The organism is Novosphingobium sp. BL-S-33, assembly GCF_056857025.1.
In genome coordinates, this window is record NZ_CM166474.1 from 2,311,411 (window position 1) to 2,325,260 (window position 13,850).

Consider the following 13,850-nt stretch of genomic DNA (forward strand, 5'->3'; position numbering starts at 1 on the left):
GAGGATCAGTGGCCCTTCGCGCCGGTTTCACCGGGCTTGGCAGCCCGCGGTTCCACCTTCTGCGGCGCCGTCGATGGCACCGCCTTGATTTCGGTGCCGAGCTTCAGGCCGTTCAGGCCCTGCACGATGACTTTGTCTCCGGGCTGGAGCCCGGACGTTACCACGACATAGGCGCCGCTGGTGCGGTCCGCGACGACTTTGCGGCGACCGGCCTTGCCGTCGTCGCCCGCCGTCATGACGAAGGCAGAGCCATCGAAGTCACGCTGGACGGCGTTCTGCGGGATGAGGAAGGCATTGGGGTCGTTGGCCTGGTCGAAGATCGCCGAGACGAACATGCCCGGCAGCAGCAGGCCGTCCGGGTTCGGGAACTTGGCGCGCAAGGTCACCGTGCCGGTGCCTTCGTCCACCGTCACTTCGGAGAACTGCACGGTTCCGGCGTAAGCGTATTTGCTGCCGTCGTCGAACTTCAGGTGAACCGTGGTGCTGCCCGGATTGATGCCGCCAGCCGCCAGTCTGCGGCGCAGCGCGGTGATGTCGGCCGCCGACTGCTGCATGTCGACATAGATCGGGTCCATGCGCTGGATCACGGCCAGCGGATCGGCCTGGCTGGCACTGGCGAGCGCGCCGACGGTGAACAGCGAACGGCCGATGCGGCCGCTGATCGGGGCCGGGACCGTGGTGAAGCGCAGATTGGTCTTCGCGGTGTCCAGCGCCGCGGCATTCTGCGCGATCGAGGCGCGGGCCGAGCGGGCAGTGGCCAGCGCATCGGCATAGTCCTGCTTGGCGACTGCCTCCATGTCCGCGAGCGGCTTGTAGCGATCCGCCTTGGCGCTGGCGGCCTCTGCGGTGGCGCGGGCGCTGGTGAGATCGGCCTGCGCCTGATTGACCGCCGCCCGGTAGAGGCTTGAATCGATCTGGAACAGCTGCTGGCCGGCGCGAACGTAGCTGCCTTCGGTGAAGTAGCGCTTGACGATCACGCCGTTGACCTGCGGGCGGACTTCCGAGGTTTCGAAAGCCACGGTGCGGCCGTTCAGCGTCACCGCGAGCGGGACGGTCGAAGGCTGGGCAACGATGTAGCCGACTTGCGTGGGATGCTTAGATGCATCCTTCGCACCCTGACCGGAGCATCCGACCAGAAGCGAGGCAAGGATCAGCGTGAGAGTGGTCCGGCGCATCGGAAAGGCCGGAAGCATCGTGGGCATGGTCGATTTCAAGTTGCGCACCGCGTGTCGAAGGATGCGCGAGCTATCAAGGCATTCGCGAGGCTTCGCAAGTCGCCATTTCGCAGGTGCGACAATTTGTGACTAATTGCGATTTCCGACACTTGCGATGAACAGGAAAGTCGAACGGTGGAGGTGTTTTCAGCCTCGCCGGAGCCGGAATCGGTCATGGGGGCCATGTTGCCGGCCCCGTCTTCGCGAATCGCCATGACGGCACGGCGATGCGCGATACAATTCCGAATGTGTGGGCAGGGGAAGTGCGGGAGCGGCGCAAAGAAAAAGGCACCACTTCCGGTTAAGGAAGTGGTGCCCGGGGACGGGATCGAACCGCCGACACCATGATTTTCAGTCATGTGCTCTACCAACTGAGCTACCCGGGCATCCCTGGTTCGGTGCGGTGCCGAAGCGACCGTTCCGTGTCGGTGGCGGGCCTATGGCGAAGGGCGCTGAGCTTGGCAACCCTAAAATGACAGTGCCGCTTCAATCGTCCTGTGGAAAAATTTCGGGTACGTCCGGATCGGCGGGCGGGCCGGGCAGGGCATAGCCGTCGGCCAGCCACTTCACGAGGTCGCGGTCGCGGCAGCCCTTGGAACAGAACGGCGTGTGTTCGTCGCTGCGCGGCTTGCCGCAGATCGGGCACTTGCGGATTTTCGTGGTCATGATGTGATCGCCTGCGCGAATCCGCCGGTGAGCGCAAGCGTCGCGTCCTCCTGCCATCGCAGCGTGCGGCCGGCGCGGCGCGCGAGTTCGGTCTCCCACTGCGGCAGGACTTTCGCCCGCACGCGCGGATGGGCAGTGAGCAGCAACGTGCCGGGCTCCGTAATGCGTTCGGCGCGGCGCAGCAGCAGGCGTGCGCAGGCTCCGGCAGGATCGTGGCGCAGGCGGTGGAGGATCGAGGGGCGCTCCAGCCGCGCCACCAACTGGACGAATCCGAATCCGTTCATTGCGGTGTGCTGGTGCGGCCAATGATCGAGCGCGGCCGCCATGGCCTCGTCCACGGCGCGGCGGTCGTCCTTGCGCTCCAGCGAGGGGAAATCGATGCCGATCGAGCCGCCAAGGTCGAACTGCTCCACTGCGCGCGCGATGGCGGGGACGGCCGCACGGGCGAGGGTGGACGGTGGCAGGGTGCCGTCGATATCGATCAGAGTCATCGCGGGGGTCGGGATCACGAGGATCGCGCCGCCGTCGAACGTGATCTCGCCCGCGAAGGCTTCCGCGAAAAGTTCGGGCCAGGGATCTTCGGGGAAAGCGCGCACGGTGCGGACCGGCAATCCGGTCTCCCGCAGCGATTCGGCCAGTGAAGGAGCAGGGCGGACTTGATGTTCCGTGGGCCTTGCCTGCGCTCGCTTGAGCCGTCCCGTTTCCGCGATGACGGCGCGCGTGACGACAAGGCGCAAGGGACGGCCCTCGCTGGCGTCGGCGGGAAGACCGTCCACCAGTGCCTCCGCGCCCGATGCGAAGCGTGCCGTGCCGCGCTTCGATCCTTTCGCGCGCGAGGTCAGCACCGCCTCGGCGACTTCACCCGCTCTCAGGCCGTCGTCCCAGTCAAGCCGGGCGGCGAGCACCTCGCCATTGTCGACAAGGACCGCTCGGGATTCGCCGATCCCGTCCTCGACGAGCCATTCAGGCAATCGCGAACCCCGCGGCCTTGAGCAGCGCGCGGGTCTCGTAGAGCGGCAGGCCAACGACGCCGGAATGGCTGCCGGAAATCGCGGTGATAAGCCCCTCGGCGCTGCCCTGGATGGCGTAGCCGCCCGCCTTGCCGTGCCATTCGCCGCCGCCGATATAGCCCTCGATCTCCTCGCGGGAGAGTGCCTTGAAGCGCACGATCGTTTCGGACAGCCGCTCGCGCAGCGTGCCGTCGGGCGATTTCAGGGCGATTGCGGAATGCACGCGGTGGCGACGGCCGGACAACAGAGCCAGGCATTCGCGCGCGGTCTTCTCGTCCTCGGCCTTCGGTAGCACGCGGCGGCCGCAGGCGACCACGGTGTCTCCGGCAAGGACATGGGCATGATCTGCGACAACCGCGAGCGCTTTCTCGCGCGCCATGCGGCGGGCGTAGGCGCGCGGGTGTTCGCGCGCGTCATGCGTTTCGTCGATGTCGGCGGCAATGATCGCGTGCGGCGTCAGGCCCAGTCGGCCGATCAGTTCGCGGCGGCGCGGGCTCGCCGAAGCGAGGATCAACTGCAACTGCGCAGAAGCGTCGATACGCGGTGCGATGGCGTCCCCGCTGGGGGACGCGGCGTCAGTACTGACCGGGGCCACCGCGACCAGGCATGAAACGGTAGGTGATACGACCCTTGGTGAGGTCATAGGGGGTCAGTTCGACCAGAACTTCGTCTCCGACCAGCACGCGGATGCGGTTCTTGCGCATCTTGCCCGCAGTGTGACCGAGGATTTCGTGGCCGTTTTCGAGCTCTACACGGAACATGGCGTTCGGGAGCAGTTCGACCACGCGGCCGCGCATTTCAAGGAGTTCTTCTTTCGCCATCGGCGATCTAGTCCGTGAGCTTGTTGTGTCGTCGCGGCGCGACATAGCCACGACTCGCCAAAAATGGAAGCCTTGGCGAATATTTGGCTCTTTTGGGGCACTTGACCCATTTGGGTACCCCTGCGGTGACGGGTTCTCCAGTTGCGACAAAATGTTACCCGGCGCCGCCTTGCGACCTTTTCGCAGTCGCGGCATCAGCGCCGCCGGGTGGGGGAAACTATATCTTTTTGGCGGAGATCCTGAGTTGCGTTGCGTTCATCTGATCCCCCTCGCGGCGGGCGTCAGCCTGTCGGCGATGGTTCCGGCACTGGCCAGTGCTCAGGAGACTCATGCCCAGCCTGCGGATGCGAGCGTCGCTGTGCCAGCCGTGCCCACATCGTTGGCGGCAACCGACGAATCCACGCCGGCACCGACGGTGAAGAGCAACGGACATGAAATCGTGGTCACCGCCGCGCGTATCGCCGGGCAGCTCGAAGTACCCAGCCAGCCGATCCAGACGTACGACGAGGACGACATTGCCGCTTACGGCGTCAACTCGATCGCCGACCTGATCGATGCGATTTCGCCGCAGACCGGCAGTGGGCGTGGGCGCGGGGACGGGCGTCCGGTGATCCTCGTCAACGGCCAGCGCATCACCAGCTTCCGTGAGATGCGCGACATTCCGCCCGAAGCGATCCGCCGCATGGAGGTTCTGCCCGAGGAAGTGGCGCTGCGTTTCGGCTATCCGGCCAACCAGCGGGTGGTGAACATCATCCTCAAGAAGAAGTTCTCCGCGACCACGGTTTCGGGCGAGTACAATCTGCCGACCCGCGGCGGCTACGACAATTACGAGCTGGAAAGCGGGTTCTTCAAGACCGTCGGGCCGCGCCGCTTCAACGTGGCCGCCAAGTACACCGACACTTCGATGTTGACGGAAAACGAGCGCGACGTGCGGCAGGATCCGGACTCGCTGCCGACCGTGGCGGGCGATCCCGATCCGGCGCGCTATCGCAGTCTGGCCGCTGCCGATTCCGAGTTCACACTGAACGGCACGATGACGCAGGGCATCGGCAAGGACGGCTTCGACGGCTCGTTCACCACCAATGGCACGTTCACGCATTCGGTGACGAACGCCTGGTCCGGCCTCGATACGGTCAAGCTGGTCCATGACGGCGATTCTGCCGTTCGCACTTTGCCCGATCCGCTGGCGACGCGGGTGGAGACCAACGAATTCCAGGCCGGCCTCGGCTACAGCCGCATGCTTGGCGGCTGGAATTTCAACGTCACCAATGACGCCGGCTACACGATTACCGAGACCGATACCGACCGTCCGCGCGACACCTCGGGTCTGATCGACGCGGCCAAATCGGGCGCGCTCGCCATCGACGGCGCGCTGCCGGTCGTACCGGGCGCGGGCGTGGACGAAGCGCGCAACCGCACGACCACGCTGTCGTCGTTGGCGACGCTTTCGGGCCGTCCCTTCACGATGCCGGCGGGCGATGCCAACCTGACCTTCAAGGGCGGCTATGACTATACGCACAGCGCCAGTGAGAACTCGGCCTCGAAGATGGGCATGGTGGGCCTCACGCGCGGGGACGTGTCCGGCGGCCTTAACCTCGCGGTGCCGCTGACCAGCCGCAATAATGATGTGCTTGGCGCGATCGGCGATATCACGCTCAACTTGAGCGGCGGACTCGACCACTTGTCGGACTTCGGCACGCTGACGGACTGGAGCGCGGGGCTGACCTGGTCGCCCACCGGCAAGCTGACGTTCCAGGCGAGCTATCTGGTCAACGAGGCCGCGCCGACATTGGTCCAGTTGGGTGCGCCGGTGGTGCAAACCTACAATGTGTCGGTCTACGACTTTACCACGAACCAGACCGCGCTGGTGACGGTGACGAGCGGCGGCAACCCCGATCTCGTCAAGGAAATGCAGCGGGACATCAAGCTCTCGGCGACATGGCAACTTCCGTTCATGCAGCGCTCGAACATGGTGGTGGAGTACTTCCACAACCATTCGAGCAATGTCTCCGAGGCGTTCCCGATGCTCACGCCTGCGGTCGAGGCGGCCTTCCCGGACCGCGTGACGCGCGATGACGAGGGCAACCTGACGGCGGTGGATCGCCGTGCGGTGACCTTCGCCGAAGAGACCAGCTCACGCATCCGCTGGGGCTTCAACCTTTCGGGCAATATCGGTGCGCAGCCGCAGGGCGGCCCTGGCGGCTTCGGCGGCCCGCCTCCGGGCGGTCCCCCGCCGGGCGGCGCGGGTGGTGGATCCGGTGGGGGCGGCGCTGGCCATTCCGGCGGTGGTGGCTCTGGCGGCTCCGGTGGCGGGGGCGGCGGCTTCGGCGGTCCGCCGCCGATGATGGGCGGCGGACGCGGCCCACAAGGCGCGCGCTGGAACTTCTCGATCTACCACACCTGGCGCTTCACCGATGACGTGAAGATCGCCGATGGCGTGCCGGTGCTCGACCAGCTCAACGGCGGCGCACTGACGGCGGGCGGCGTGCCGCGCCACGTGATCGAGGCCGAGGGCGGCATGTTCGTGAATGGCTACGGCCTGCGCCTGAAGGCCGAATGGGATGCGCCCAGCACGGTGGACGGCACCGGCGCGCCGACCAGTTCGGACTTGCACTTCGGCAGCACTTTCGTCGCCAACTTGCGCATTTTCGCGGATCTCAGCCGCAATACCGAACTGGTGAAGAAAATGCCGATCCTCAAGGGGATGCGCGTTTCGTTCGTGGCGAACAACCTGTTCGATACGCGCCAGAAGGTCACCGACGACAACGGCGAAGTGCCGATTGCCTATCAACCGGCCTATCGCAATCCGCAGGGCCGCGTGATCGGGATCGATCTGCGCAAGATGTTCTGAGGCCATCGCAAAATCCGCGGACGGCGGATTTTCGAAAACACCTCTGAGGATTGATCGCGGCCGGGTCTACCCGATCCGGCCGCGATATCCTATCTGGCGGGAATGGCGCGAACACCTGCCGGAACTCCCGAACACCCCAAGGGCACCGCACGCTTCAATGAGGAGCAGGCGACTTTCACCCTGCGCGGCTCCGATCAGCCCGATCTCCAGCAAGGCGTGGAGGTCATCCGCGAGACGGTTCGCACGCTGCCGTCGAAGCCCGGCGTCTACCGCATGCAGGATGCGCGCGGGGATGTGCTCTATGTCGGCAAGGCGCGGGTGCTGAGGAACCGCGTCGCCAACTATACGCAGTGGGAGCGGCTGCCGATCCGGCTCCAGCGCATGGTCAGCCAGACGCGCAGCATGACCATCGTCACCACCAATTCGGAGGCCGAGGCGCTGTTGCTGGAAGCGCAGCTCATCAAGCGCTTCCGTCCGGCCTACAACGTGCTGCTGCGCGACGATAAATCGTTCCCGTTCATCCTCTTGCGGGCCGAACATGACTTCCCGCGCATCATGAAGCATCGCGGTGCGCGCAAGATGAAGGGCGACTATTACGGCCCCTTCGCCAGCGCCGGTTCGGTCAACACCACGATCAACGCGTTGCAGAAGCTGTTCCTGCTGCGCAGTTGCACGGACAGTTTCTTCTCGCGGCGTGACCGGCCTTGCCTGCTCTATCAAATCAAGCGCTGCTCGGCGCCTTGCGTCGGCCGCATCGACGAGGCGGGCTACGGCGAACTCGTGAAGGAGGCGAAGGACTTCCTCGGCGGCAAGTCGAGCGCGGTGCAGAAGAAGATCGAGAGCCAGATGGCCGAAGCCGCCGAAGCGCTGGACTTCGAGCGCGCGGCCATGTTGCGAGACCGGCTGCGCGCGGCGACCTTCATTCAGGGCAGTCAGGCGATCAATGCCGAGGGCATGGACAGCGCCGACATCTTCGCGATGGCCTGCAAGAACGGGCAGGTCGGCATCCAGGCCTTCTTCATTCGCGGCGGCCAGAACTGGGGGCACCGCGCCTTCTTCCCGACGCACACCGAGGGGCTTTCCGAGGAGGAGGTCTTCGAAAGCTTCCTCGCCCAGTTCTACGAGGAAGTACCGCCGGCGCGCACGATCCTTGTCGACCGCGAACTGCCCGAGGCCGAATTGATGGCCGAGGCTTTCCGCGAACTGGCTGGCGGCAAGGTCGAGATCTCGGTACCCCAGCGCGGCAACCGTCGCCGCCTGATGGATCAGGCAACCCGAAACGCCGTCGAAGCGCTCGACCGCCGTATGGCCGAGCGTGGCTCGCAGGCAAAAATCTGGCGCGAGATGGCGGAATTCCTCGAATTGCCGGACCTGCCGCAGCGCGTGGAAGTCTACGACAACTCGCATATCCAGGGCAGCAAGGCGGTTGGCGCGATGGTGGTGGCGGGGCCGGAGGGCTTCCTCACCAACCAGTACCGTAAGTTCAACATCCGCGAGGCGCAGAGCAATGACGACTTCGCGATGATGCGCGAAGTCATGACCCGGCGCTTTGGCCGCGTGCAGGAGGAAGATCCGGAACGTGAGAGCGGCATGTGGCCGGACCTGGTGTTGATCGACGGCGGCAAGGGCCAGATGAGCGCGGTGAAGGACGCGCTGGAGGAACTCGGCATCGAGGATGTGAACCTTATCGCCATCGCCAAGGGCCCTAACCATGGTCGCGAAGGGCGCGAGATTTTCCACTTCCCCGACGGACGCGAGAAGATGCTGCCGGTCAATTCGCCGCTGCTGTTCCACCTCCAGCGGCTGCGGGACGAGGTCCACCGTTACGTGATCGGCGCCCACCGGGCGAAGCGCAGCCGCGCCATCACGGCCAGCCCGCTGGACGAGATTCCCGGCATTGGCCCGGCTCGCAAACGCGCGCTTTTGCTGCACTTCGGGACGGCGGGGAAGGTGCGGGCGGCCAGCCTTGAGGACCTCCAGCGCGCGCCCGGCGTTAGCGCGGCAGTGGCGCAGACGATCTACGATTTCTACCATCCGGGCGGTTGAGGGCGGCACGGATCGACCCACGCTGCTCATCGATAAACGACTTCGTCATTGCGAGCGTAGCGAAGCAATCCAGAGCGTTCCTGCGCCGCTCTGGATTGCTTCGCTGCGCTCGCAATGACGAGGGATGGGGCGCGTTCGTAGACATTTGATCTAAGATTCAACAACCAAACCCGTCGCCCCCGCGAAGGCGGGGGCCCCGCTTCCTTGGGGCTGCCTCAAGCTTGAAGAAGGAAGCGGGGTCCCCGCCTTCGCGGGAACGACGATAAGGATGCGACAGGTCGAACGGCCGACTCCCATCGACGAACGACATGGCCGCTACGCGACATTTCGCGCTACCACGCGCGCATGACTGGCGCGGCGTTCTGTCTGCGCAGCAATACCCGATATCCCGGAGCTTTCGCCCCCCATGCGTTCTTCCCTGCGTAATTTTGCCACGGCCGGTGCCGTGATCGCCTTCGCCATATCCGCCCACGCTTTCGCCGCTGCCGCGCCGGCAGTGCCCGCCGCCACGCTCGCGCCGCTTGCCGAGAGCGTCCCGAGCGACCTTCCGCGCAACGCCCGGCCCACCCACTATCGCATCGAAGTGACGCCCGACGCGCAGGCGCTGACCTTCAAGGGCAATGTGTCGATCGACGTGACGGTCTTTTCCGCCACCGACGCACTGACGCTGCACGGCAATGGCCTGACCGTCTCCAGCGCGTCGCTGGTTCCCGTAAGCGGCAAGCCGGTGCCGCTCACCGTCTCGACCGACGAAGCCGCGCAGACCCTGCGCTTCGCCGCGCCCGCAACCATCGCGGCAGGGCAGTACCGCCTCGATATCGTCTACACCGGCAAGATCGGCACGCAGCCCTCGGGCCTCTTCGCGCTCGACTATCCCGACAAGCGTACGGGCAAGGAAGTGCGCGGCCTGTTCACCCAGTTCGAGGCGCCGGATGCCCGCCGCTTCGTCCCCAGCTTCGACGAGCCCAGCTACAAGGCGACGTTCGACCTCTCGGCCATCGTCCCGGCCGACCGCATGGCGCTGAGCAACATGCCGGTGAAGGGGCAGGAAGTGCTTCCCGGCGGTCTCAAGCGCGTGACCTTCGGCACGACGCCGAAGATGAGTTCCTACCTGCTGTTCTTCGGCGTAGGAGACTTCGAGCGTTCCTCGCAGATGGCGGCGGACGGCGTCGATGTCGGCATCGTCGCCCCCACCGGCAGCGGCAAGCAGGCGGACTATGCGCGGGAGGGCCTCGCCCAGATCCTGCCGTGGTACGACGATTACTTCGGCGTGAAGTTCCCGCTGCCCAAGCTCGACAACATCGCTGCCCCCGGCACCTCGCAGTTCTTCGGCGCGATGGAGAACTGGGGCGCGATCATGACGTTCGAGCGCATCCTGCTGATGGATCCCGCCATCACCAGCCCCTCGGGCAAGCAGTCGATCTATTCGGTGCAGGCGCACGAAACCGCGCACCAGTGGTTCGGCGATCTGGTGACAATGGCCTGGTGGGACGACATCTGGCTGAACGAGGGCTTCGCGAGCTGGATGGCCGACAAGGTCACCGATCACTTCCACCCCGAATGGAACTGGAAGCTGGGCGGCATCGACGGGCGCGAAGGCGCCATGGCGCTCGACGCGCTGCCGACCACGCATCCGGTGGTGCAGAAGGTGCGCACTGTCTCCGAGATGGAGCAGGCCTTCGATTCGATCACCTACCAGAAGGGGCAGGCGGTCATCGCCATGCTCGAAGACTATGTCGGGCCCGATACCTGGCGCGACGGCATGCGCCTCTACATGAAGCGCCATGCCTATTCGAACACCTCCAGCCGCGATCTCTGGGCGGCGATGGAGGATGCCGGCGGCAAGGACGTGGACCGCATCGCCGAGGCATTCACCCACACCCCGGGCGTGCCGCTGCTGCGCGTCAACGCGGTTTCGTGCGTCGGCGGGCAGACCCGTCTCGACCTGACGCAGGACGCGTTCTCGCTCGATCCGGCAACGCGCGGGGGCGAAGCACCGCTCTGGCCGATGCCCCTGCTGGTGCGCGTGGGTGATGCCGCGCCGGTCCGCCACCTGATGACCGGCCGGAGCGAAAGCGTGATGCTGCCCGGCTGCGGCCCGGTGCTCGTGAACGCGGGCCAGCTCGGCTACTACCGCACGCTCTATTCGGCGAGCGCGATCAAGGCGCTGAAGGCTTCGTTCGGCACGCTGGCACCGATCGACCAGTACGGTCTGGTGCGCGACAACCTCTCGCTTTCGTTCGCCGGTTATCAGGACATGTCGGTGGGCCTCGACCTGTTGTCGGCGATCCCCGGCAATGCCGACGCCACGCTGGCGGGCAAGGCCGTGGCGCGGTGGCAGAACGTCTATGACCTGCTCGAAAAGGGCCCGGCCAAGGACCGCATCGGCGGCATGATCTCCGCCAAATGGTCGCCGCGTCTGGCCAAGCTGGGCTTCGATCCGGTCGCCGACGAACCGCTCGTCGATACCCAGCTGCGCGCGCAGCTTATCGACGCGCTGGGCGGCGTAGGCGATCCGCGCGTCGTGGCCGAGGCGCGTCGCCGCCTGCAGGGGCTGGCGGCCGATCCCAAGTCGCTCGACGGTCCGCTCAAGGGCACCTGGCTCGGCGTGGCGGCGGCCAACGCCAACCGTGCGGATTGGGAGCTGCTGCGCAAGCTGGCGACCGGCGCGACCGGCTTTGTCGAACGCCAGTTGTACTACGCCGATCTCGGCCTCGTAAGCGACGAGGCGCTGGCGAAGGAAGCGCTGGCGCTGGCGATTTCGGGCACGCCTGACGCCACCAGTGCCTCGCAGATCATCACCTCGGTCGCCCGCGCGCATCCGGAGATGGCCTTCGACTTCGTGCGCGCCAATCAGGCCCGTGTCGATGCGCTGATCGAGCATTCCGGCCGTGCGCGCTTCTTCGCGCGCATCGTGGCGTCCAGCACCAATCCGGCCATGGTCGCCAAGGTGGAGGCCTATGCCGCGACGCTTCCGGCCGATGAGGCCAAGCCGGTGGTGCAGGCGCTGACCGCGCTCAAGGAACGCATCGCCAACCGTCCGCGCCAGCGCGAGCAGGTCGCGGCCTGGGTGAAGACGAAGAAGTAAAGGATTGGGGAGGGGTAACACCCTCCCTGACCATTGGCTCCGTGAAGGGCCGGGGTGGCGGTTACTTCGCCACGCCGAACTTGCGCAGCACGCGCCAGATCAGCGCCTTGCCCCGATTGCGCGCCGGCCAGCGGCCGGGCGCCTTCGGTTTCAGCCCGAAACGGCGCAAAACCCCGTTGAGCGCGCGGGCATCGGCTTCCGCGAAGCTCCATTCCGACCGCCACGTGATCGAGAGCGATATCGAGGGCTCGGTGCCGTTCCGCACGAAATGCGGCGCCATAACCGGAACGAAGACAGCCTCTCCCGGCTGAAGCGCGAATTCCCGACCGCCGTCGAGCAGATCGTCCCGCCACTTGAGTTCGCGGCCGCCGCCGGTGTGGTACGTCTCGTGGACCTCGTCCGGCGCGAAACGGGGATTGCCGGCGGGAAACTGGGTCATGACCTTGTTGCCGCGCACTTGCAGCAGGATATTGTGCTCGGGATCGAAGTGGTAGGGTGTCACGCCGCCCGCTGACGTGACGAAAATGAAGCCCTGCAGCTTCATCATGCGCCCCGTTCGCGCCTCGATCACCGGGCGCAGTTCGCCGAGCAGATCCTCCAGCAGGCGGGCATAGTCCGCATGCTGTTCGACGTTCTTGATGACCGCCCAGGAATTGGTGGTCTCGATCTCCCGGATGGTGCGGCCGATGGGAATGCCGGTGGGCGCGGGCTTGCCGTCCACGCCGAGCGGCTGGTTGCCGAAATTGTACTCTATCGACCCGGCGGGTAAGCCTTCGGCCAGTTCGGCAAGCGCTTCCAGTTCCAGCAGCGGATGGCTGCGCAGCGCATGGGCCAGCTTGTGCGGGATCTCCGGATAATTACGGGCGAAGCACTCGCGCTGGGATTGGTCGAAGACAGAGCGACCGGGCAGGGCGGACTGGGCGTTCATGGGCAGGGCCTCGCAGGATTGCGCGCCAGTTCGGCCGTGACGAAGCGGCGGAAAAGCGCGCGGCGCAGCGGCCCGCCGATGGCAATGGACAGGCGCCCGACCGCGCGGCGTTCACGCCAGATATGATCGATCATCGGATGGTCCTCGGCCGCGCAGCTGTCGGTCCATGCGATCTCGCGGCGGGTGAGCATGTCGAGATATTCGCGCTGGAGCAGGACGCCGGGCGAGAAGCGCGAGAATCCCTCATCGAAGGCGGTCTTGTAGGAAAAGGCGCCCGGCGGCGTGAGGAACGTCGCCAGCATGGCGATGGGCCTGCCGTCCAGCCGCAATGCCAGTCGCTCCAGCCGTCCGCGCGCGGCGGCACCGGCCAGGGCCTCGCGGAAGAGTCTGGCGGTGCCTTCATGGTTCGCCAGCGCCGATCCAGCCTTGCCTTTCCAGCCCGCCATTTCGAGCGCGAGGAACTGGCGTGCCCAGTTGTCCAGCCCGTCGTCGTTACGGCAGCGTTCGATGGTGACATGGCCGCGTTCGGCAAGGCGATTCCATTGGCGGCGCATCTCCTTGCGCTTTTTGCCGGTGAGCGAGGCTTCCAGATAGTCATCCGGCGAAAGGGGCGAGTGCAGCACGGCGCGCTCTTCGCGGTGCACGGTCTCCACCGCGCGGGTGCCTCGCGCCGCCAGAAGTCCGTCATGGACCGGGCCTTCCAGCGACATTTCGCGTAGGTGCAGGAAGAGGGCGGTGCCGGGCGCGTGATCCGTCCAGTCGAACAGGGCTCGCCAGAATGCGCTTTCCCCACCACGCTCGATCAGCGGCGTGCCGAGGAAGGCATTGGCGTGGAGCCATCCTGCCAGATTGGGCACGGGCCAGCGATAGTACTGGCGGCTGCGCACCACCGGGAGCAGTCCGGCCAGACGGCCATGCCGCTCGAACCGCAGCATCGATACGCATTCGGAACTGCCCAGATGCCGCAGCGAAGGCAGTAGATACCAGCTCTCGAAAAAGGGATTGGGCTCGCTGGCCCGGTGGGCGAGTGCGTCCCAGGCGTCGACTTCGCTCTCCATCGCGCGCCAGGGCAGGCAGGCGATATGGCCGTCATCGGATGCCGCACGATCGGATCGGCCGAAACCGGTCTCGTCCTCGTGCGGCAGGGGCGCGGCGGTGAACATGAAGCGCCTTCTAGCGTGCCCGGCTCAAGGAAACGCTAACGGCTCCGTGAAAATGGGAAGGGC

At 66.0% G+C, this 13,850-nt stretch carries 10 protein-coding genes and 1 tRNA gene; 3 read left to right on the forward strand and 8 right to left on the reverse strand.

Annotated features, from left to right (window positions below):
* Window positions 1–5 precede the first annotated feature (5 nt).
* From AC1VVM_RS10760 to infA, 6 genes are all read right to left on the reverse strand, one after another.
* The gene (locus AC1VVM_RS10760; RefSeq protein ID WP_482905194.1) at window positions 6–1,193 is read right to left on the reverse strand and encodes an efflux RND transporter periplasmic adaptor subunit; all 1,188 of its coding nucleotides are present in this window, start codon (window positions 1,191–1,193) and stop codon (window positions 6–8) included.
* Between the two features lie 331 nt (window positions 1,194–1,524).
* A tRNA-Phe gene (locus tag AC1VVM_RS10765) sits at window positions 1,525–1,600 on the reverse strand.
* A gap of 100 nt (window positions 1,601–1,700) precedes the next feature.
* Entirely contained in the window at window positions 1,701–1,880 is a 180-nt protein-coding gene (locus AC1VVM_RS10770) for a DNA gyrase inhibitor YacG (protein ID WP_482955040.1), read from the reverse strand.
* Window positions 1,877–2,851 (reverse strand): ribonuclease, encoded by a 975-nt coding sequence (locus AC1VVM_RS10775; protein WP_482955041.1) that lies wholly within the window; start codon window positions 2,849–2,851, stop codon window positions 1,877–1,879. Before AC1VVM_RS10775 ends, AC1VVM_RS10770 begins: the two co-directional genes overlap by 4 nt.
* Window positions 2,844–3,485: a Maf family protein gene (locus AC1VVM_RS10780; RefSeq protein ID WP_482955042.1), complete on the reverse strand. Its 642-nt coding sequence runs from the start codon at window positions 3,483–3,485 to the stop codon at window positions 2,844–2,846. The genes AC1VVM_RS10775 and AC1VVM_RS10780 overlap by 8 nt, the downstream gene beginning before the upstream one ends.
* Entirely contained in the window at window positions 3,466–3,711 is a 246-nt protein-coding gene (gene infA / locus AC1VVM_RS10785; protein ID WP_007014967.1) for a translation initiation factor IF-1, read from the reverse strand. The genes AC1VVM_RS10780 and infA overlap by 20 nt, the downstream gene beginning before the upstream one ends.
* A gap of 244 nt (window positions 3,712–3,955) precedes the next feature.
* Here infA and AC1VVM_RS10790 point away from each other — a divergent pair, with 244 nt between their 5' ends.
* The 3 genes from AC1VVM_RS10790 (at window position 3,956) to AC1VVM_RS10800 (ending at window position 11,696) form a co-directional block, all read left to right on the forward strand.
* Entirely contained in the window at window positions 3,956–6,562 is a 2,607-nt protein-coding gene (locus tag AC1VVM_RS10790) for a TonB-dependent receptor (RefSeq protein ID WP_482955043.1), read from the forward strand.
* Window positions 6,563–6,664: 102 nt separating this feature from the next.
* Entirely contained in the window at window positions 6,665–8,608 is a 1,944-nt protein-coding gene (gene uvrC / locus AC1VVM_RS10795; protein ID WP_482955044.1) for an excinuclease ABC subunit UvrC, read from the forward strand.
* Between the two features lie 406 nt (window positions 8,609–9,014).
* The gene (locus AC1VVM_RS10800; RefSeq protein ID WP_482955045.1) at window positions 9,015–11,696 is read left to right on the forward strand and encodes a M1 family metallopeptidase; all 2,682 of its coding nucleotides are present in this window, start codon (window positions 9,015–9,017) and stop codon (window positions 11,694–11,696) included.
* Window positions 11,697–11,757: 61 nt separating this feature from the next.
* On the opposite strand, the gene AC1VVM_RS10805 is transcribed toward AC1VVM_RS10800, so the two are convergent.
* The gene (locus AC1VVM_RS10805; protein WP_482955046.1) at window positions 11,758–12,624 is read right to left on the reverse strand and encodes a transcriptional regulator; all 867 of its coding nucleotides are present in this window, start codon (window positions 12,622–12,624) and stop codon (window positions 11,758–11,760) included.
* Window positions 12,621–13,787 (reverse strand): GNAT family N-acetyltransferase, encoded by a 1,167-nt coding sequence (locus AC1VVM_RS10810; protein ID WP_482955047.1) that lies wholly within the window; start codon window positions 13,785–13,787, stop codon window positions 12,621–12,623. The genes AC1VVM_RS10805 and AC1VVM_RS10810 overlap by 4 nt, the downstream gene beginning before the upstream one ends.
* Window positions 13,788–13,850 lie beyond the last annotated feature (63 nt).

Excerpts from the sequence above, each read along its gene's own strand:
- AC1VVM_RS10770 (WP_482955040.1), bottom strand. The coding sequence starts at position 1,880 with ATGACCACGAAAATCCGCAAGTGCCCGATCTGCGGCAAGCCGCGCAGC.
- AC1VVM_RS10810 (WP_482955047.1), bottom strand. The coding sequence starts at position 13,787 with ATGTTCACCGCCGCGCCCCTGCCGCACGAGGACGAGACCGGTTTCGGC.
- AC1VVM_RS10760 (WP_482905194.1), bottom strand. The coding sequence starts at position 1,193 with ATGCTTCCGGCCTTTCCGATGCGCCGGACCACTCTCACGCTGATCCTT.
- AC1VVM_RS10805 (WP_482955046.1), bottom strand. The coding sequence starts at position 12,624 with ATGAACGCCCAGTCCGCCCTGCCCGGTCGCTCTGTCTTCGACCAATCC.
- AC1VVM_RS10800 (WP_482955045.1), top strand. The coding sequence starts at position 9,015 with ATGCGTTCTTCCCTGCGTAATTTTGCCACGGCCGGTGCCGTGATCGCC.
- uvrC (WP_482955044.1), top strand. The coding sequence starts at position 6,665 with ATGGCGCGAACACCTGCCGGAACTCCCGAACACCCCAAGGGCACCGCA.
- infA (WP_007014967.1), bottom strand. The coding sequence starts at position 3,711 with ATGGCGAAAGAAGAACTCCTTGAAATGCGCGGCCGCGTGGTCGAACTG.